At 63.2% G+C, this 18,703-nt stretch carries 21 protein-coding genes and 2 tRNA genes; 12 read left to right on the top strand and 11 right to left on the bottom strand.

The window, feature by feature from the left end:
* Positions 1-47: 47 nt before the first annotated feature.
* Positions 48-1,634 (bottom strand): EAL domain-containing protein, encoded by a 1,587-nt coding sequence (locus QCE58_RS06505; RefSeq protein ID WP_008350376.1) that lies wholly within the window; start codon positions 1,632-1,634, stop codon positions 48-50.
* Between the two features lie 270 nt (positions 1,635-1,904).
* Here QCE58_RS06505 and QCE58_RS06500 point away from each other — a divergent pair, with 270 nt between their 5' ends.
* The 4 genes from QCE58_RS06500 to rpsU all read left to right on the top strand — a co-directional run bounded on the left by QCE58_RS06500 (position 1,905) and on the right by rpsU (position 3,804).
* Positions 1,905-2,444, top strand: coding sequence for a GNAT family N-acetyltransferase (locus QCE58_RS06500; protein WP_250521055.1), 540 nt, complete (start codon positions 1,905-1,907; stop codon positions 2,442-2,444).
* Between the two features lie 54 nt (positions 2,445-2,498).
* On the top strand, positions 2,499-3,092 hold the full coding sequence (locus QCE58_RS06495; protein ID WP_250501926.1) for a YigZ family protein: 594 nt from the start codon (positions 2,499-2,501) through the stop codon (positions 3,090-3,092).
* A gap of 26 nt (positions 3,093-3,118) precedes the next feature.
* The gene (locus QCE58_RS06490; RefSeq protein ID WP_033537218.1) at positions 3,119-3,427 is read left to right on the top strand and encodes a 2Fe-2S iron-sulfur cluster-binding protein; all 309 of its coding nucleotides are present in this window, start codon (positions 3,119-3,121) and stop codon (positions 3,425-3,427) included.
* A 164-nt stretch (positions 3,428-3,591) separates the two neighbouring features.
* Positions 3,592-3,804 carry a 30S ribosomal protein S21 gene (rpsU, locus tag QCE58_RS06485; RefSeq protein ID WP_006999077.1) on the top strand — a complete coding sequence of 71 codons (213 nt, stop codon included), beginning with the start codon at positions 3,592-3,594 and terminating at the stop codon, positions 3,802-3,804.
* Positions 3,805-4,133: 329 nt separating this feature from the next.
* On the opposite strand, the gene QCE58_RS06480 is transcribed toward rpsU, so the two are convergent.
* The 4 genes from QCE58_RS06480 to QCE58_RS06465 form a co-directional block, all read right to left on the bottom strand.
* Positions 4,134-4,210, bottom strand: a tRNA-Met gene (locus tag QCE58_RS06480).
* A gap of 39 nt (positions 4,211-4,249) precedes the next feature.
* A complete protein-coding gene (locus QCE58_RS06475; RefSeq protein WP_008350387.1) occupies positions 4,250-5,794 on the bottom strand; it encodes a peptide MFS transporter in 1,545 nt (514 codons plus the stop codon).
* A gap of 421 nt (positions 5,795-6,215) precedes the next feature.
* The gene (locus tag QCE58_RS06470; RefSeq protein ID WP_250521054.1) at positions 6,216-6,848 is read right to left on the bottom strand and encodes a LysE family translocator; all 633 of its coding nucleotides are present in this window, start codon (positions 6,846-6,848) and stop codon (positions 6,216-6,218) included.
* 66 nt (positions 6,849-6,914) lie between these two features.
* A complete protein-coding gene (locus tag QCE58_RS06465; protein ID WP_241484860.1) occupies positions 6,915-8,084 on the bottom strand; it encodes a porin in 1,170 nt (389 codons plus the stop codon).
* A 217-nt stretch (positions 8,085-8,301) separates the two neighbouring features.
* Between QCE58_RS06465 and QCE58_RS06460 the strand changes: the two genes are divergently transcribed.
* A complete protein-coding gene (locus QCE58_RS06460) occupies positions 8,302-9,042 on the top strand; it encodes an SDR family oxidoreductase (protein ID WP_250521053.1) in 741 nt (246 codons plus the stop codon).
* A gap of 12 nt (positions 9,043-9,054) precedes the next feature.
* Here the strand turns inward: QCE58_RS06460 and QCE58_RS06455 are convergent, their stop codons facing one another.
* Positions 9,055-9,726: a reverse transcriptase-like protein gene (locus tag QCE58_RS06455; protein WP_250521052.1), complete on the bottom strand. Its 672-nt coding sequence runs from the start codon at positions 9,724-9,726 to the stop codon at positions 9,055-9,057.
* Positions 9,727-9,836: 110 nt separating this feature from the next.
* Between QCE58_RS06455 and QCE58_RS06450 the strand changes: the two genes are divergently transcribed.
* A complete protein-coding gene (locus QCE58_RS06450) occupies positions 9,837-10,343 on the top strand; it encodes a PRC-barrel domain-containing protein (protein ID WP_008350394.1) in 507 nt (168 codons plus the stop codon).
* A 51-nt stretch (positions 10,344-10,394) separates the two neighbouring features.
* Here QCE58_RS06450 and QCE58_RS06445 read toward each other — a convergent pair whose 3' ends face one another.
* Complete coding sequence (locus QCE58_RS06445) at positions 10,395-10,637, bottom strand: hypothetical protein (RefSeq protein WP_008350396.1); 243 nt, start codon at positions 10,635-10,637, stop codon at positions 10,395-10,397.
* On the opposite strand from QCE58_RS06445, the gene QCE58_RS06440 reads away from it, so the two are divergent.
* Complete coding sequence (locus QCE58_RS06440) at positions 10,636-10,947, top strand: hypothetical protein (RefSeq protein WP_372492530.1); 312 nt, start codon at positions 10,636-10,638, stop codon at positions 10,945-10,947. The two genes, QCE58_RS06445 and QCE58_RS06440, sit on opposite strands and share 2 nt — an antisense overlap.
* Positions 10,948-11,009: 62 nt before the next feature.
* Here the strand turns inward: QCE58_RS06440 and QCE58_RS06435 are convergent, their stop codons facing one another.
* Both QCE58_RS06435 and QCE58_RS06430 read right to left on the bottom strand, forming a co-directional pair.
* Positions 11,010-11,717: a DUF2968 domain-containing protein gene (locus QCE58_RS06435; RefSeq protein ID WP_250521051.1), complete on the bottom strand. Its 708-nt coding sequence runs from the start codon at positions 11,715-11,717 to the stop codon at positions 11,010-11,012.
* A 328-nt stretch (positions 11,718-12,045) separates the two neighbouring features.
* Positions 12,046-12,621 carry a hypothetical protein gene (locus QCE58_RS06430; RefSeq protein ID WP_175979936.1) on the bottom strand — a complete coding sequence of 192 codons (576 nt, stop codon included), beginning with the start codon at positions 12,619-12,621 and terminating at the stop codon, positions 12,046-12,048.
* Positions 12,622-12,858: 237 nt separating this feature from the next.
* On the opposite strand from QCE58_RS06430, the gene QCE58_RS06425 reads away from it, so the two are divergent.
* The 3 genes from QCE58_RS06425 to QCE58_RS06415 all read left to right on the top strand — a co-directional run bounded on the left by QCE58_RS06425 (position 12,859) and on the right by QCE58_RS06415 (position 15,458).
* Positions 12,859-13,134, top strand: coding sequence for a hypothetical protein (locus tag QCE58_RS06425; RefSeq protein WP_008350405.1), 276 nt, complete (start codon positions 12,859-12,861; stop codon positions 13,132-13,134).
* 169 nt (positions 13,135-13,303) lie between these two features.
* On the top strand, positions 13,304-14,761 hold the full coding sequence (locus tag QCE58_RS06420) for an esterase-like activity of phytase family protein (protein ID WP_250521050.1): 1,458 nt from the start codon (positions 13,304-13,306) through the stop codon (positions 14,759-14,761).
* 172 nt (positions 14,762-14,933) lie between these two features.
* Positions 14,934-15,458 carry a hypothetical protein gene (locus QCE58_RS06415; RefSeq protein WP_250521049.1) on the top strand — a complete coding sequence of 175 codons (525 nt, stop codon included), beginning with the start codon at positions 14,934-14,936 and terminating at the stop codon, positions 15,456-15,458.
* 11 nt (positions 15,459-15,469) lie between these two features.
* Here the strand turns inward: QCE58_RS06415 and QCE58_RS06410 are convergent, their stop codons facing one another.
* Positions 15,470-17,056 carry an inorganic phosphate transporter gene (locus tag QCE58_RS06410; RefSeq protein ID WP_250521048.1) on the bottom strand — a complete coding sequence of 529 codons (1,587 nt, stop codon included), beginning with the start codon at positions 17,054-17,056 and terminating at the stop codon, positions 15,470-15,472.
* Positions 17,057-17,318: 262 nt separating this feature from the next.
* Between QCE58_RS06410 and QCE58_RS06405 the strand changes: the two genes are divergently transcribed.
* The gene (locus QCE58_RS06405; RefSeq protein WP_160172896.1) at positions 17,319-17,459 is read left to right on the top strand and encodes a hypothetical protein; all 141 of its coding nucleotides are present in this window, start codon (positions 17,319-17,321) and stop codon (positions 17,457-17,459) included.
* A 121-nt stretch (positions 17,460-17,580) separates the two neighbouring features.
* Positions 17,581-17,955: a hypothetical protein gene (locus tag QCE58_RS06400; protein WP_144403848.1), complete on the top strand. Its 375-nt coding sequence runs from the start codon at positions 17,581-17,583 to the stop codon at positions 17,953-17,955.
* A 635-nt stretch (positions 17,956-18,590) separates the two neighbouring features.
* Here the strand turns inward: QCE58_RS06400 and QCE58_RS06395 are convergent.
* Positions 18,591-18,680 (bottom strand) — tRNA-Ser (locus tag QCE58_RS06395).
* Positions 18,681-18,703: the final 23 nt, after the last annotated feature.

Raw genomic sequence — 18,703 nt, 5'->3', positions numbered from 1 at the left:
TCGGGCCTCGTCAGGAAACATCGTAGATAAGGACGAATCGAGGCCGATCAAGCGGCGCGCGTCTTGCCCGCGTAGCGGATGAATTCCGCGGCCGTGAGCGGCGCCGAAAACAGCCAGCCCTGCCCGAACCGCGCGCCGCGCGCGAGCAGATACGCAGCCTGTTCCTCACGCTCGATGCCTTCGGCGATCACCTGCACGTCGAGCGTCGCGGCCATGTCGATGATGTGCGACGCGACGCTGCTCGACGCCGCGTCCTGCCCGACGGTATCGACGAACGACTTGTCGATCTTCAGGCCGTCGATGCGAAAGTTTTGCAAGTGCGAGAGGCTCGAATAACCGGTGCCGAAATCGTCGAGATAGACGGCATGGCCCGCTTCGCGAAACGCGCCGATGACTTCCTTGGCGGCATCGGCGTCGAGAAAGCTGCGCTCGGTGGCCTCGATGTGAATCTGCTCCGGCCGCACGCCCTGCTGCGCGATCGCGGGGCCGAGCACGTCGAGAAAGCGATGCGTGGTGAGATCCGGCGCGGACAGATTCACCGACACGTAGTACTCCGGGTAGCGCTTAAGAAAGTCGCCGAGTTCGAGCAGGATCGTGTCGAGCACCTGATCGGTGATCGCCTGGATCAGCCCCTGATGCTCCGCGAGCGGGATGAAATGATCGGGCCGCACGATGCGATCGTGATACTTCCAGCGCACGAGCGCCTCCGCGCCGACGCAGCGCCGCGTGGCGAGATCGACGATCGGCTGATACGCGACGATGAACTGATGCCGCCGCACCGCATCGCTCAACTGGCCGCGCGGCGAGAGCCGTCGCACGAAGAAGAACGCCGCCCAGCTCGCGAGCGCGAGCCCGACCACGACGCCGCCGAGCAGCCAGCCCCACGGCAGCGTGCGCAGGCGCTGGCGCAGCGTCTGATGCGGCGCGCTCACGACCACCGCGAGCGGCATCGACACGGAACGGCGCACGACGTACGGCGAGTCGTCGCGCACGGGCGGCTCGGTGCGATAGACGGCGAGGATCGCGTTGGCGTCGGTGGCGGGCGTGGTCGCGATCACGCGGCTCACTTCCGTGTTGATGACGGCGACGCCGCTCGCGACCTCGTCGTTCGCGTCGAGCGTGTCGACGTAAAGCGATGGATCGGCGGCGACGTAGAAGCCGTTGCGCCCCATCACGAGCGAAGACTTGCCGCCCGGCAGACGCGACAGCCCGTACCACGCCATCACACCGTCGCGGGAGCGCCAGTCGGGCGGCGGCAGCGTGAGGCCGTCGAGCACGCCCGCCGACACCGCGCCCAGGAGCGACGAACATTGCCAGCGGCCGTCGCGATCGTAAGCGCCGGCGTCGCGCACCTGCTCGTGCGTGAGCGCGATGCGTCGCAACTCCTGCAGATACGGCGTCGAACACGGCACGGCCGCCACTTTGCCGATTTCCCCGAGCGCGCCCGACAGCCGCCGCGTGACATCTTCGGCGCGAAAGAGCGCGGCGGCCGCGACCGTGTTCAGGCGCGCGGTCTCGTCATGCCGCTGACTGCGCTGCGCGAACAAAAAGCCGATCCCCGCCGGCGCCAGCGCCGCGATTCCCACGATGACGATCAGAAGCGCCGCCAGCGCCCCACGTTGAATTTTGTTCATTGCGTCTTATGGACCGCGGCGCAAAGACTGTCGCGCGCGCGTTGTGTATTTCCTGCCCGACGTGGCCGGCGTGCGTTGCGCCGCGCCCGAGTCTCGGACAAACGACTTAGTGTAGGGGTCGCGCATCGCTCGATTCAACGTTTTCTTTGCCCGAAAACGCTGCCTTTTGGTGGTCTTCCGCACGGCCCGCGCAAGCTTTTTTTGCCGCCGATGCACCGTGCGAAAATGGCCAGACCAGAAACCGCGTTTTCCTTGCATCGAACGACAGACATGGCCTCCGACGTTTCCTCCCGACCGCTCGTGCGCGACGCCGCGCAAGGCGACTTCGACGCCATCGCGCACATTTACTCGCACTACGTCGAAAACGCGCTCGCGACTTTCGAAGAGATCGCGCCGTCGGTCGACGACATGCGCGCGCGTCACGCGGCCATCGCGGCGGCGGGCTTGCCGTATCTCGTCGCGGAGCTGGACGGACGGCTGGCGGGCTATGCGTATGCGTCGGCATACCGGCCGCGCTCGGCTTACCGGCATACGATCGAAGATTCGGTCTACGTCGCCGATGGTTTCGGTCGCCGCGGCGTCGGCCTCGCGCTGCTCACGGCGCTCATCGAACGATGCGAGCGCGGACCGTGGCGGCAGATGATCGCGGTGATCGGCAACAGCGGCAACGCCGGCTCGATCGCGCTGCATGCGCGGCTCGGGTTCGAACATGTCGGCGTGCTGCGCGACGTCGGCTTCAAGCACGGACGATGGGTCGATACAGTGCTCATGCAGCGCGCGCTGAAAGACGGCTCGGACGTGGCGGCATGACCGGCCGCGTCGAGCGGCTATGATTCGATATTTGCCTCCCGCGCGTTTTCCGCTTTGCCAACGTACACTCTCGCCGCTTCCGTCAGCGCTGAAATCGACATCCGCAAGAGCCGCTTCATCGCGCTCGCGATACCCGTCGCGGATCGCGACGAAGCCATGCGCGAGCTCGAGCGCCTGCGCGCCGAGCATCCGGGCGCGACGCATGTCTGCTGGGCGCTGCTAGCGGGCGGCCAGTCGGGCATGTCCGACGACGGCGAGCCTTCCGGCACCGCCGGACGGCCGATTCTCGAAGTGCTGCGGCATCACGAAGTCGATGGCGTGCTGGCCGCGGTCGTGCGCTATTACGGCGGCATCAAGCTCGGCGCGGGCGGCCTCGTGCGCGCCTACACAGATGCGATCGCAAGCGCGATGCAGTTGGCCGAGCGCGTCGAGCGCATCGAGCGCGGGCTGATCGGCATCGACATCGACTATGCCGACGAAGCGCGCGTGCGCCGATGGATCGAGCAGCACGACGCCGAACTCGTGCAAAGCGAATATGGGATGACCGTGCGCCTCGTCGTGCGGATGGCCGCGATCGCGCGCGAGCCGGCCGTCGCCGAATTGCGCGATCTCACCAACGGCCGCGCGAACGTCGAGGTACAGGCGTGAATGACGACGAGCCGCGCGCCTTCGCGATGGTCATCGAGCCTGCCGGACACTTCGTCGCAGTGAAAGGCGGCGAGACGCTGCTCGAAGCCGCGCTGCGGGCGAATCTGTCGCTGCCGCGATCGTGCCGCAACGGCACCTGCCGTGCGTGCATCTGCCGGATCGTCGAAGGCGAGATCGCGTATCGCGTGGAATGGCCGGGACTCACCGCGGAGGAAAAAGCCGAACGCTGGATTCTGCCGTGCGTCGCGCTCGCCCTGTCCGACGTGACGATCGAGCAGCCGGACGCGCGCCGAGCCGAGCCCGATCGAAGGCCTCCTCGCTCGCGCGGATTCTGAGCGCGGGTATTCCGGGATTGTCGTCTCGATTCAACGACCTACGATGTGATTCCCGAGTCCGCATATGCATGCTTTCGTACAAAGTGCGTGCAGGGTCACGCTCAAAAAGTGTACAATTGCGTTTTGCCCTAAATTCTGGCAGGGCCAGATCAACCGAGATTTCAATGACTAAAGTACTGTTGAAAGAGAACGAGCCTTTCGACGTCGCCATGCGTCGTTTTCGCCGTACCGTCGAACGCACGGGCCTGATTCAAGAGCTCAAGTCGCGCATGGCTTATGAAAAGCCCACCACCGAGCGCAAGCGCAAGAAAGCTGCTGCTGTCGCTCGTCTGCGCAAGCAGATCCGTCGCGCGCAACTGCCGAAGAAGTTCTATTGATCGACGCAGGGCATCGCGCCCTCGTCTGCTTAGGCAAGATCGGCATCGCAACCTGAGATCGATCGGGTCGCGGTTTCACGCGCAGGTCGCGTGAAAGCTCGCGGATTCGCGCACTATCGTAGCGCCCCAATCGATTAAAGCTGGCAAGATCGCACAAAGCCTGCATGAGCACAAAGCTCATGCAGGCTTTTCGTGCTTGGGAAGGAAATTTTCGGTCGGATGAGCGGTCGCGCTTTTTCGCTGCCGGACCTGCGCCATTGAGAACGAAGAAGAAACGAACGCACAAAAGCGAAGAGCCCGGCTGAACCGGGCTCTTCGCTTTTTGAAACTGGTTGCGGGGGTAGGATTTGAACCTACGACCTTCGGGTTATGAGCCCGACGAGCTGCCAGACTGCTCCACCCCGCGTCTGAAGAATTAAATTATAGACCGAAGCATTCCCCGAAGTCAAACGTTGTTTGTACTCAACGTTGCTGCCGGCGTCGCGCGTTCGTTCGCGGCGGCGTTGACGGCCTGCTCCACCGCCTGCTGATGCGCCCGCGACAGTCTGCCGAGCACCGGCAGGAGCGCCATGGCGACCGCCGCGCCGCCCGCGGCCAGCCAGCCGAGCCCGAAAAAGAGATGCGTATAAAGCGGCAGCGATTGCACCGGTTCGAGGTTGCCGGACGGCATGCGCGCAAAATTGGCGACGACGCTGCCGAGATACTGCGACACGCCCGTCGCGACGAAATACGCGCCCATCATGAAGCCGCTCATGCGCGCCGGGACGTAGCGCGCGATCATCGCGAGGCCGAGGCCCGACACCAGCAGTTCGCCGAGCGAATAGAGACCGTAACCCGCCACCATGAACCACGACGACACACGCCCATCCACCGCGTAACGCCCGCTCAGACCGAACACGAAGAATCCGATCGCCACGACGACGAAGCCGAGAGCGTACTTCAAGGCCACCGACATGCCGCGGCCGCGCTGTGCCTGTCGCGTGTAAAGGAACGCGAGAATCGGGCTCAGGAGCATGATCCAGATCGGGTTGAGCGCCTGAAACTGCGCCGCGCTCCACGTGAACAGCTCTGCGTTGCCGATCGAGAACGACGGATCGACGTTGCGCAGCGCGAACAGCGTGAGCGATGTCGACATCTGCTGGTAAAACACGAAGAAGAGAATGACCTGCAACGTGAGGATCAGCGCGGCGACGAGGCCCGCGCGCTCGCTGCGGTCGCACTTGATCAACATGTAGCCGAAGATCGCCAGAATGGCCACGCCCGCCGCGTAGACACACGCGACCGCCACGGTCTTGTGCTGCAGGATGAATACGGTCGATGCCGCCAGCGCGATGCTCCCCGCCGCCACCGCGAACGCGTGCTTCCAGCGAATCGGCTGGTCGTCCGGAGCGGAACCGATGTGCGCGAGCGTGCGGCGCATCACCGCGAAATTCAGCAGGCCGAGCACCATGCCGCCGCAGCACACGGCGAACGCCGCGTGCCAGCCCCAATGATCCTTGATCCACGGCGTCGCGAGCATCGAAAACGTCGAGCCGATGTTGACCGCCATGTAATAGATCGTGAACGCGCTGTCGATGCGCGCGTCATCGCCCTCGTAGATGCGGCGCACGAGATTCGCCGCGTTGGACTTGAAGAGCCCGTTGCCGACGACGATCACGCCGAGGGACGCATACATGAAGCCGAGCGTGTCGACCGGAAGCGCGAGCATCAGATAGCCGAGCGCCAGCACGAAAGCGCCCGCGGTCATGGTGCGGCGCGCGCCGAGTATCTTGTCGCCGATCCAGCCGCCGATCGACGGCGCCGAAAACACGAGCGCGGTGAACGCGCCCCAAGTGAGATTGGCCTGCTCATCGGCGAAACCGATCTTGTCGACCATGAACAGCACGAGCAGCGCAGCCATGCCGTAATAGCCGAAGCGCTCCCACATTTCGATCAGAAAGACGGTCGTGAACGAGCGCGTCTGCGAGGCGCGGGACGAGTGAGTTAGCATCGGAAAAAATCCTTCAAACGGCGTGAGCGAATCGGCGCATTTCGAGATACCGATTGCACGTAATGACGAAACGAGCGAATAGTCCGCGAAATGGTCAGATGAATAGCTGGGCGATTATCCGCGGCAAACACGCGATTATCGCAAATCGGAGACATTCGATTGCTATCGAATCCTGAATCAGCGGCGCACGCGCGGCGTTCGCTTTCCTCGACGCGCGAGGCAAGGAAGTATCGGGTAATCGGCAAAATCCGGGCGCGCGACGTTTCGTCGCCGCTTTCTCGCATGGCGGGTAAATCAAGCGAAACGCAAAGTTCTCGGATTCTGCGATTGGCGTAATTTGTCGCGAGAATTAATGCGCAGTTATCGACTATGACTCAATGTAATAATTCGCGCGATTAATTCGATCCCGAAAGTCGCTGAATCAGGTCGCGGGCCGCCGCACGAACGCGAGCATCACGCCGAAGCCGATCATCAGCGCCCCGCTCACGCGATTGAACCATGTGAAACCGCGCGCGCCGCGCGAAAGCGAGCCAAGGCGCGCGCCCAGCGCGGCGTAAATAAAGATCGCCACCAGTTCGAGCAGCAGGAACGTCGCGCCGAGAATGGCGAAGCTCGTCGCGTACGCGCTGCGATCGACGAATTGCGGGAAGAAGGCCGTGAATACGAGGATCGCCTTCGGATTGCCCGCCGCGACCCAGAATTCCTGTTTGGTAAGCCGCGCGAGATTCATCGGACCGCGCGCCGCGCCCTCTTCCTTGACGACGAGCGACGGTCCGGAGCGGATCAGCTTCACGCCGATCCACACGAGGTACGCCGCGCCGGCGAACTTGATCGCCGTGAAGAGCGTCTGCGATGCGAGCAAAAGCGCGCCGAGCCCGAGCCCGGCGATGGCGATCATGATCGCGAAAGCGACGATCCGCCCGGACGACGCCAGCACCGACGCGCGAACGCCATCGCGCGCGCCGTTCGACAGCGACAGCACGTTGTTCGGCCCGAAGGCCATGTTGATGGCGAAGCACGCGGGCAGGAACAGCGAGAAAGTCTGGAGCGACATGGGACACCTGCGGATCGGCGCAAACTAAACCGCAAAATTAGCACGCGCGCGACGCCCGCAGAATGGTCAGAAACGATGACGGATGCCCGTGCTCAACATCAGCTGATTGCGGCCGCTCGACGGATCGTTGGTGTTGATCACCGCCGGCGCGCCCGACGAAGCGCGCTGATAGATCGACTCCAGATACACGTCCGTGCGCTTGGAGAGCAGATAGTCCACCTGCAGCGCGCCCTCGTGCCAGTGCGCGCCGCCGCCGTTGGTGTACACGTACATTCCGGAGATCTGAATCGCCGGCGTCAGCTTGTAGATGCCGTTGATCTCGTAATTGTTGAGCGCGAGCGATGGCATCAGCTCGCCGGTGTCGGCATCGGTGACGCCGGAATTGATCGCGCGGGAAAATGCGCCGCCCAACGTGAATTCGCCGATCTCGTAGCTCATGCCGACGCCGAACGTGTTCTGCCGCTGCACGTTGGCGTTGAATATCGTGTTGCCCGGGCCGGGCAGCGCGAGCGAATCGTATGCGCCGCTCGTCGTGTTGCCGCGCCCGTTGTTGTGCAGATAGGCGGCGCCCGCGTTGAAGGAGCCCGCCGAATAGTTGGCCCCGACGCTGTACGCGCGATTGTCCGAAAATCCGCCCGCTTGATTCGAGAACGCGTAGAGACCGCCGAAACTCAGGCCGCCATAGTTTCCACTGGTGTATTTGACGGAGTTCGCCGCGAGGAACGAGTTGTTCGCGTTGTCGTTGTCGAGCAGATGCGCGAACGCCGTGCCGCCCGTGTTGCCGGTCAGCGTGAAGGTCTGGAAGTAATCGTGGATCGAGTCGTATTGATGGCCGAAGGTGAGCGTGCCGAGCGTATCGGTGCCGATGCCGACATACATCGGATGATCGTTCAGCCCCTCGCCCGTCGCGACGGACAAGCCGCGCTCGAGCCGGAAGATCGCGCGCGCGCCGCCACCGAGATCCTCGGTGCCTTGCAGTCCCCAGTAACTGCCGTCGATGGTGCCGCTCGTCAGGCGATATTGCGAGTGGCCGCCGACGTTGTTCGTATAAGCGATGCCCGCGTCGAGTTCACCGTAGAGCTGCACCGAGCTCTGAGCCCACGACGCCGCAGGCAAGCCGATGAAGGTCGCGCAAGCCGCGATGCAGCAAGTCAGCGAGCGATTGTTGCGCGCGGCAAGGCGATCGGACTCGGAGATCGACGACGCAGCTCGGGATGCTTTGCGGCGATTCGGCATGGCAGGCTCCGATGATTCTTGTTTGAGATCGATTGTCAATTTTGTGAAGAAGCTTGTCAGTCAAAAGAAGATGCCCGATCGCATCTGTGTCCAGGAACCAACGAACGACCGTATTCCCCGCTCGCTCCTGTTGCGGGGATGACGCGTTTTGGCGTAGCCGGCGCCCCGCCGCGCTTGTCGATAGAATCGGACGACTTCAGCCAACCCGACCACGCTCATGTCCGAACCGATTCGCGTCATCCTCACCGGCCACACCCGCGGACTCGGCGCCGCGCTCGCTTCGCTGCTGCTCGAGCAAGGCGCGCAAGTGCTCGCGATTTCCCGAAAGCGCAACGACGAACTCGCCGTGCGCCATCCCGGTCAGTTGCACGAAGTCGAGCTCGATCTCGCCGATCTCCCGAAGCTCACCGAATGGCTGTCGGGCGACGCCCTGTCCCGCTTCGTGTCCGGCGCGCAACGCGTGGTGCTCGTCAACAACGCGGGCCTGCTCGCGCCGGTCGGCAGTCTCGCGGATCAGAAGCCGGCCGACGTCGCGCGCGCGGTCAGTGTGAACGTCGCCGCACCGCTGATGCTTGCGTCGGCGGTGGCGCAGGCGGCCGGGCCATCGATCGACACGCGCATCGTGCATATTTCGAGCGGCGCGGCGCGCAACGCTTACCCCGGCTGGAGCATCTACTGCGCGACCAAGGCGGCGCTCGATCATCACGCGCGCGCGGTCGCGCTCGACGGCAATCGCGCGCTGCGCATCTGCAGCGTCGCGCCGGGCGTCGTCGACACCGACATGCAGGCCGAAATCCGCGGCACCGCGCTCGAACGCTTCCCGATGCGCGAGCGCTTCGACGCGCTCAAGCGCGACGGCCATCTCGCAACGCCCGAGGCGTCGGCGCGCAAGGTCGTCGATTATCTCCTGAGCGACGCATTCGGCGACACCCCGACGGCGGACGTCCGCGATTTGTAATGATTCCGCAAGTCAGGCCGCTTCGACCGACGCGCGCGCCGCGTCGCGCGCCTGACGCGACAGCGCATCGGCGCGGGCGTTGCGCGCACGCGGAATCCACTGCAGACGCACATCGCCGATCTGCGCGATGAGCGAGCGCACGCGCGCGGCGTGATGCGCGAGCGAGCGGATGCCGGCGTTCTCCGATGCGCTGACGTCGTCGATGACGACGCGGCTGTCGCCGTAGATCACCACTTCCGCTGCACCTTCGCGCAGCGCCGCTTCGAGAAGCGCGATCAGCGCGAGATATTCCGCCGCGCTGCTGTCGCCGATGCCCGCGGCGATGCTGATCTCGACCGTCTCCCCGAGCGGACCGACGAGCACCCCTCCCATTCCCAGCCGCCCGGGATTCGGCAGCGCGGAGCCGTCGAACCAGCCGCGCCATCCTGTCGCTTCGGGCTCGGTCCTACGCGGCCTGCTCCGTTCGGCGCGCCGGGCGTCGCGTGAGCGCAGCGCATCGGCGTTTCGGATTTGCTCGGCGCGGCGCGCATCGACGAAATCTCGCAAGGATTGCTCGCCCGCCGCCTTCTGCAACGTCCTGACGAGCGCCGCGTGCTCGGTGAGCGCCGCGCCTTTGGCGAGACGGCGGCTCTGCATGCGCTCCTTCTTGTAGGCGACGGCCAGCAATTCCTCGAAAGCGATCATGGGCAGCGGACGGAATGAACGAATTCCGAGCTTAGCAGAGCGCGATGACACGCCATGGGTACGGCCGTTGCTCACCATAACGTGTCTCACGATGGTCAAAGGAGCGGATCATGAGTCAATCGATGGAACCGGCTTCCGCGGGCGCGAAGATCGTCGGCAAGGGCGCGGCGACGGCCGCCGGCCCCGGACCCGATGTCATGGCGGCGAGCACGCTCGACGGCAATTCGGTCAGAAGCAGCGACGGCCAGGATGTCGGATCGCTGAAGGAAATCATGCTCGACGTGACGAGCGGACGGATCGCTTATGCGGTGCTGTCGAGCGGCGGCTTTCTGGGCATCGGCGACAAACTGCTCGCTGTGCCGTGGAGCGCACTCACGCTCGATACGGACAACCACTGCTTCCGGATCGACGCGACGGCCGAGCAGGTGCGCAACTCGCCGGGCTTCGACAAGGATTCCTGGCCTTCGATGGCGGATCGCGTCTGGGCGAGCACCGTGCATCAGCACTACGGACGCGAGCCGTACTGGTCGAGCGACCGGACGAGCGACGTCGGCCCGGGCGGCGCGATCCCGCCCGGCGGCGTGGATGCGCCCGAAGCGGGCGGCGTGAAGCTATAGCAAAGGGGAAATCGCCGCCGATGGGCGGCATTGAAGACGCGCGGCGCGCGGTCAGTCGAGCGGCCGCTCTCCGACCTGAATGTTGACGCCTTCGGTTTCGCCCATCAGCGCGCGCAGGACATCGCCTGCGAAATCCTCGATGGCGAAGTGCCATTCGAGCGAGCCGACCGGGAAGTCGTTGGGGCTGCACTTGCCTTGTGCACGGCGAATCGCACCGACCGAGAGGCTCAGCGCGCGAGCGTGCTGAAAGTGCGGATCGTCCGAGTCGAGGAACGGGAATTGGTCTTTATCCATGACATCCTTAACGGTCCCCGCCGACGAAACTTTAGGCCTGCTACGAGCGCGCAATCGTTTGCGTACGTTCGAGTTTGAAGACACCATGCAGCCTTATCGAAATATTGCCGGCAATTCGGGCGTCGAAGCATTCGACATCCTGCACGACGGCATCAAAGTGCGCTTCGTCAACGGCGGGACATACCTGTATGACTATCGCGTGCCCGGTCGCGCGCGCGTCGAGGAAATGAAGCAACTGGCCCGCGCCGGACGCGGGCTCAGCACATACATTGCGAAGTTCGGTGGGGAGTATGCCGAAAGAATCGACTAGCTGCCCGAAGGGGCGATTCTACGCGAGATCGGGAAGTTTTCTTCGGACGATTGAATGTGGCGTCATCGAACGACAGGCAGATTCGGCACGTTCTCGTTGACCGCCGTGTTGAGTTGGTGAAGCTGGCGCTGCAGCTTGTTGAGTTGCGCCTGGGCCGCGGCGCGCCGTCCTTCGAGTTGCGCCAGCTCCTTGCGGATTTCCTGCTGCTTGAGCGCAACCTCCTGATCGTGCCGCCCGCCTCGCTGCAAATCGACGCGCACGCGCTCGATCTGGGCGTCCGATTCCGCGGTGAGACGTTCGATCTGCTCGTTCTGCGCTTCGAGATGCGCGCGCCGCATTTCGGCGTCGGCAAGCCGCATCGCCTGTTCGACGAAATGACGGAACGCCGATTCCGCCGCGCCGAGGTCGCCGGCCTTGAGCACGCGCCAGACCGCATCCTCATGATGGAGCACGGCGTAATAGATCAGATCGCGCGGATAAAACAGCAGGGTCGCGGAATAGGCGAAGCTCTGAAACGTGCGAAACGTCGAGAGCGCGCCTTGCTGAACGAGCCATTCGACTTCCGCGAGATGCGCGGCCTGCACGGCTTCCTTGCCGGATTGCTGGGTGGCGGGAACGACCCCGGGCCGCAGCGGCGTGACGCGCGTCGAAAGCTGAACCGGGACGGACTCCCCCTCGGACAGGTCTTCGGCGTGGATCTCCGGCGCGGTGAAGCCGCGTGGAATGTTGGCTTTTTGACGCACGAGAAACGATGGTGCGTTGTCGAGCAAGCTCCCTCTTCTGCTCAGCAGGCTTTTCACGATGGCTCCCTGGCCAGTCTTTTCCAGCACTGGCCGTCATGCATTGAGGTTGGTTTAAATTCGGTACCGCGACACGCGTTATTCGATTCGAATGAATACCGGCGCAACCATTCTGCATGACGAACGGAATCTGCTTTCTTTCGCTCGAATAAGCTATCGGATCAAGTATAGGCGAGACGTCCGGCGATTCAAACGATGCAGAAAATGCCGCCGACGCAGTGCGCGGATTCCGTGAGAAAGAGGATAAAAATGTAACGCGATGAAAAAATCGGAATGCGCCGAATGCAACGATCGAAAATCAAGAGTGGCGATAAAACGCTTGCGTCCCGTTCATCCTCATCCTGGCGATTTGAGCGGAGCGCGCTTTCGACATCAAGGCGACCATACGCATGATCCTGATGCCCTGAAGACCGCACGCAATGCCCGGCGTCTCAGCGACGCGCGACTCGAGCGAACCCATGACGCCATGCAGATTGACGACAGGCGTCGGCAAGTCGGGCATGCCGATCTGCGTCGCGGGCCTGTGCAGCGGCGCGTGCGTCAGTGCGGCTTCGCGCCGATCGTCCGCGAAGAAATCTGACAGAACCTCTGGCGTTTCGACATGAGGCGCGCCTTCGTTTCGATTCTGAAAAAATTCGTCAATCGATTCCAAATAACGAACCGGCGTTTCTTCGACACGCCGTGCAATCGCCGCGCAGCGTTGCAGTTTCCAGTTTTCGCGCTGACTGACTGCCGCGATCGAATCCGCGATACGCGCGCGCATTTCCGCTTCGCGACGCGCAATCAATGCGTTCAGCATGTGCGCTTCCTCGCCCGACTCCTCGGGCAATTGATCGCGCCATTTCAATAATTCGCTCAGTGCGATGATCGACATGAAGTACTCCGTGGCGTGCAGACTTTCGAACGGGAAACAGGCAATTCGATATTGTTTGGATCGCGAATTGTAATAGCCCCGCGCCCTGGATCGCCTGTCAAATATCCTATCCGTTTATCGGCCATTTAGCGTCGCTTAAGACATAAATAAGGACAGTCCTAATCGCGGCGCACGCGGCACGTTCGATGCTGACGGTTCTGTAAGCGGCGCGCCTGGCGCCGGCTCAAGGAGACAGATATGAAAACCACTACCGCGATCGCTGGCGCGCTCCTCGCGCTGGCCAGCACCAGCGCGCTTTCGGAGGAAATGTCGCGCGATCAGTTGATGCAGCGTCAGCAGCAGATGCAGCCGGGCAAGAATGAACCGATGCCCGCCCCGCGCACGGGCGACTCGTCGCAAGGCGGCGTGCAGTCCGGCACCTCCGGCGGCGGCACGCTGATGCAGCAGCGCGAGCAAGGGATGTCGCCGGCTCAGCCGGGTGACTCCAAATCGACCGGGACGATCAAGCAGTAGCCGCGCACTTTCGTCCACGACGCCGGCCTTGCGCCGGCGTTGTCGTTTCGGGATCGCGCGCTCGCATCGGTCGGATAAGGCTCAAAGTAAAGGATCGCTTCCTTAGTCATACGAACGTCACTTGCCGCTCGTAATAATGCGCGGGCAATTCCATAGAAAGGAGACGTTCATGGTTCTAGCGCGTGCATGTGCCTTGTCGTTCGGTTTTTTAGCGTTGACCATCGCGGGTTCGTCCGCGTGGGCGAGCGTCGATCTCATCGCGATCGGTCAGTTGAGCGGCAACGCCGTCGATCGCTCGAAGGCGACGGCCGCGCCGCTCGAAAACGGCGCGCCGGGCAATCTGCTCGGCGGGCTCGGCTCCGGACTCGCGTATGCCGGCTGCGACACGTTTCTCGCCGTGCCCGATCGCGGCCCGAACGCGATCTCGTACAACAAGGCCATCGACGACACCGCGTCGTACATCAACCGTTTCCAGACGCTGATCCTGCGCCTCCAAGCCGGCGGGAAAGGCGGCACGTTGCCCTACACGCTCGATCCGACACTCGTCGACACGACGCTCCTCCATACGCGCGAGCCGCTCGTGTACGGCGACGGCGCCGCGGCGAACGTCGGCAACGGCGCGCCCGCGTTCAACGCGAAGAAGCACACGCACTACTTCACCGGCCGCTCCGACAACTTCGCGCCGACGCGGCCGTCGACGTATCCGCGCGACGCGCGCTTCGATCCGGAAAGCATCCGCGTGGCGCGCGACGGCGCGAGCGTCTTCATCTCCGACGAATACGGCCCGTACATCTATCGCTTCGACCGGCAGAGCGGCGAGCGCATCGCGGCGTACGCGGTGCCGGCGTCGTTCGCCGTGACGGCGCTCTCGCCCGTCGGCAGCGACGAGATCGGCGCGAACGCGTCGGGCCGCGTCGCGAACAAAGGCATGGAAGGCCTCGCGATCTCGCCGGACGGCGACGCGCTCTTCGGCGCGATGCAAAGTCCGCTGCTGCAGGACGGCGGCACCAATGGCGCGTACACGCGCATCCTGCGCATCGATCTGCGCACCGGCAAGTCGACGCAGTTCGCCTATCCGCTCACCAACATGGGCACGGCCGACAAACCGAACTATCCGACGATCAGCGATATCGTCGCCGTGAACGACCACGAGCTTCTGCTCGACGAGCGCGACGGCAAGGGCCTCGGCGACGATTCGAGCGCGGCCGTCAAGCGCGTGTATCACGTCGATATTTCGGGCGCGCAGGACGTGAGCCAGACGAGCGGCGCGAGCGGCCTCGCGCCTTTCGCGCTGCAGAAGACGCTGTTCCTCGATGTCGTCAAGGCGCTGAACGCGCACGGCATCGCGTCGACCGACATTCCGGCGAAGCTCGAAAGCCTCGCGTTCGGGCCGGACGTGCGCGTCGGCGGCGCGCTCAAGCACACGTTGTTCATCGCGAACGACAACGACTTCGTCGGCACCGTGACGGACACGAACCATCCGGACGGCATCGATAATCCGAACCAGTTCTTCGTCTTCGCGATCGACGATGCCGATCTGCCGGGCTATGTCGCGCAACGTCTCGACGACAAGGCTTGCCGCTCCCGCCACGACGACGATCACGGCCATCGCCGTCATGACGATTGACGCGGCCCCTTCGCGCGCTTATCCACAGTTTCGGTGGACAAGCGTGTAGATAAGTCGAGGGCCGCGCGTCTATCCCGTTGATGCGACACGCGTTTCGCGGATGCGTCCGGCGAACGCGCGCCTCCTTAAACCGTATATACTGTTTTCTCCACATACGACGGGAGAGAACGGGATGAGCACACCGCAAGTCAAGGCGCCGACGAAGAAGGCGTTTCATTTCCCCAAGGGCGCAACGGAAGCCGCGCCCGCGCCCGCTCCCGCGAAGCGCGGGGCCAAGGCCAGCAAGAAGACGGCTAAACCAGCAGAGCAGACCAAGGCCGCGGCCACGACGCCGAAGACCGCGAAGAAGCCGGCCGCGAAAGCGCCCGTCGCAAAGAAAGCCGGGAAGACGCCGACAGTCGAAGCCGCTGCCGCGAAGAAAACGGAAAAGACCGTCGCGAGCCAGCCGAACGCCGACGCGAAAGCCCGCCGCGTGAAGAAGGAAAAAGTCGTGCGCGACAGCTTCACGATGCCCAAGTCCGACTACGCGAAGATCGCCGCGCTCAAGGAGAAGTGCCAGAAGAACGGCGTGCGCGTGAAGAAGAGCGAACTGCTGCGGGCCGCGCTCGCGATGCTCGACGCCGCGCCCGAGAAACGCCTCGTCGAAGCGATCAAGGCGCTCGAAACGGTCAAGACCGGCCGCCCGGCGAACGCCTGAACGTCACGCACTCAGAAGAGATTTCTGAACGCCCAGTAGAGACCGGCGGCGAGCGCGATCGACGCCGGCAACGTCAGCACCCACGCGAGCACGAGGCTGCGCACGGTGTTCCATTGCAGCCCCGAGCCGTTGGCGGCCATCGTTCCGGCGACGCCCGAAGACAGCACGTGCGTCGTCGAGACCGGCAGGCCGTAGGCATCCGCCGCACCGATGGTCAGCATCGCGATCAGCTCCGCCGACGCGCCCTGCCCGTACGTCAGATGCTGCTTGCCGATCTTCTCGCCCACGGTCACGACGATGCGCTTCCAGCCGACCATCGTGCCGAGCCCGAGCGCGATCGCCACCGCGACCTTCACCCACGTCGGGATAAACTTCGTCGCGTGATCGAGCTGCTTCTTGTAGTTGTCGATCACGGCGCGGTCCGCGGGCGCGAACGCGGGCGCGTTCGCCTTCTCCATCAGGCGGATCGCTTCGGACGCGAGATACATGTTGTTGCGCACGTTATCGACAAGGTTCCGTGGCACCGCCGCGAGCGATCCGGACGCGCCGACCTGGTTCGCGATGATGTCGGTCAGTTGCTTCAGCGCGGGCAGCGTCGCGGGCGAAAGCTGGCGCGTACGCACGTAGGATTGAACGTCTTCGCGTGCATCGGCGGATGGTGGCGCATCGTTCAGATATTTCGCGAAGCTCGCCGATGCCTCGTGCGCCACGGCTACGAAGTTCTGCGTTTCGGCGGGGCTCACCGCCTTGTTGAGCGCGTAGGCAGTCGGCACCGTGCCGATCAGAATCAGCATGATGAGACCCATGCCTTTCTGCCCGTCGTTTGAGCCGTGCGCGAAAGATACGCCGGTGCACGTCAGAATCAGCAGTGCGCGAATCCAGAATGGCGGCGGATGATTTTTCTTCGGTTCCTTATAGAGCGCCGGCACGCGCACGAGCGCCTTCAGCAAAAGCAAGAGGAGTCCCGCGCAGATGAAGCCGACGATCGGCGAAAACAGCAGCGACTTGCCGACGCCCGCCGCCTGCGACCAGTCGACGCCGCTCGTGCCGTTCGGCCCGCGCAATAGCTGATTCATGAGACCGACGCCGATGATCGAGCCGATCAGCGTATGCGAGCTCGACGACGGCAGGCCGAAATACCATGTCGCGAGGTTCCAGATGATCGCGGCGATGAGCAACGCGAAGACCATCGCGAAGCCTGCGCTGCTGCCGACCTGAAGTATCAGCTCGACGGGCAGCAGTTGCAGGATGCCGAACGCGACCGCGCCGCTCGAAACCAGCACGCCGATGAAATTCCACGTCCCGGACCAGACCACCGCGAGGTTCGGCGTCAGCGAGTGCGTGTAGATGACGGTCGCGACCGCGTTGGCGGTGTCGTGGAAGCCGTTGACGAACTCGAATCCGAGTGCGATCAGCAGCGCGACGGCGAGCAGGAAATAAGGCAGTGCGGAACTCAGCCGGACGGATTCGAGATCGTTAGCCAGATGCAATCCGACATAACCGATACCGCCGAGAAGTATGAGACCGAAAACGATGAGACCGGTCCGGCGTGTGCGTTCGCTCACGCCGCCCTGCTGAGGAAATGCGATGTCCGGCATGGTTGCCTCGCGTTCACCGTAGCGGAGCAAAGGATACGGTCCGTAGACCTTTCCGACTGTGAATCTTTTGTGTCAACAGTTCATGTAAAACTTTCGCTGCGCGCATGCTGACGCGCGTGCCCCTCCTTTCGCCCATGTCCGCATGCAAAGCGCGCTCCCCGCGTCATGCGGGTTTTGCGCTCGCGGAAGCATCGGCATCCTGAACGCATCGGAGTCGCTCACGTGACGCCGTTCGCCATCGATATCCGCAAAGGGGGCTGCCATGTACTTCGGGACACTCGTCGCTCGGTCGCGCGACGATCAGGAAAATGCGACCTGGCAGCGCGACATGGATGCATCGCGCGTCGTCACGGCCGGCCGTTGCCGCGCGTTCTGGCGCTGGCTCGCACGATGCTTCGCGTGAGCGGAAACATCCGAAAGTAAAGGATCGTCGCGCACCCGAGGTAATAGGATTCGTCCGAGCGTTTCCAAGCGCCGGAGCGGCTTAAATGCAGGCCTTCCGTTATTACAAGAGGCTTTTCAAGATGAATGACCTGCATATTTCCGTCGATCCGAACGGCCACGCGACGCTCTCGCAGTCGGTGCAGATCAGCGAACATTGCAACAATCGCGCGCGACTGCTTACGTCGCTCGTGAACATCGTCGCTGCGCCGGGTGGCTTCGAGCACTTCTGCGCTTATCCCGAAGCGATGCGGCGCGACATCCTGAATTTGCTGCGCTCGGTGGCAGAGGAGCAATTGCCGCTTATCGCCGCACTCGAGGAGCACGCGACGAAGGCCGGTTATGAGCGAGGTGCTCAGGCGGCGCGCGAAGTGCTCATTCAGGAACAGCAGGCGGCGAACTCGGCGCTGCACTACGACGCCGAGAATCACGCCGCTCAGATGATTCTCACGCACTGAGCTTGCAATGCGATGCCCCGTGTCTTACTCGGGGCGTTTCTTTCTCGGCGGATCGGCCGCCGCGCGCAACCGTCCAAAGTCCGTTGCACCGCCGCAAAGCAAGAAGGCGACGCGCGAAGCGGCGGCACAATCCGCAGTCACCACGACGGAAACGGATCGAATTGCAGCGTTTGCCGGCAAGCCGGCGCATCGTTGAACGATTGCCGCTTACATAACGCGATTAATCCGATTTCTTTCCTGGCCGCATCGTCTATCCTTCTGAATGTCGTAAGAGATGGGCTGCATGGGCCGCTGCGCCCTGCCATGTGCGAGAGTTCATCGAGCATTATTAGAGGCGCAACCGTACCAGCGCTCATGACTCTTACGACAACTCTTCTCGCTCCCCTCCACTTGTTGTCCGCATGCTCGACGCTCGATCGATTGCGCGCGGCCATGTTCAATCAGTTATCCGAATCTATGATGTCGAAGCGCGAGGAAAAGGACGAAGCTTCCTCATTTTCGGTTTGAACCACTTGAGATTCGAAACAACGACGGGCCGCGTTTCGGATTTTTTCGGCATACGGGCCTTTTACAGCGCCCGCGTCAATTCTGAGAACAAAAAAGAAAAGCCCTTGAAGATCAAGGGCTTGAGGTTCTGGCGGAGAGAGGGGGATTCGAACCCCCGATAGGTTTTACCCTATACACGCTTTCCAGGCGTGCGACTTAAACCACTCATCCATCTCTCCGGAAGACCGCGATTATACCAAGT

The sequence above is a fragment of the Caballeronia sp. LZ028 genome, from assembly GCF_031451415.1.
GTDB classification, from domain to species: domain Bacteria; phylum Pseudomonadota; class Gammaproteobacteria; order Burkholderiales; family Burkholderiaceae; genus Caballeronia; species Caballeronia zhejiangensis.
This window is presented reverse-complemented; position numbering and strand designations above follow the sequence as displayed.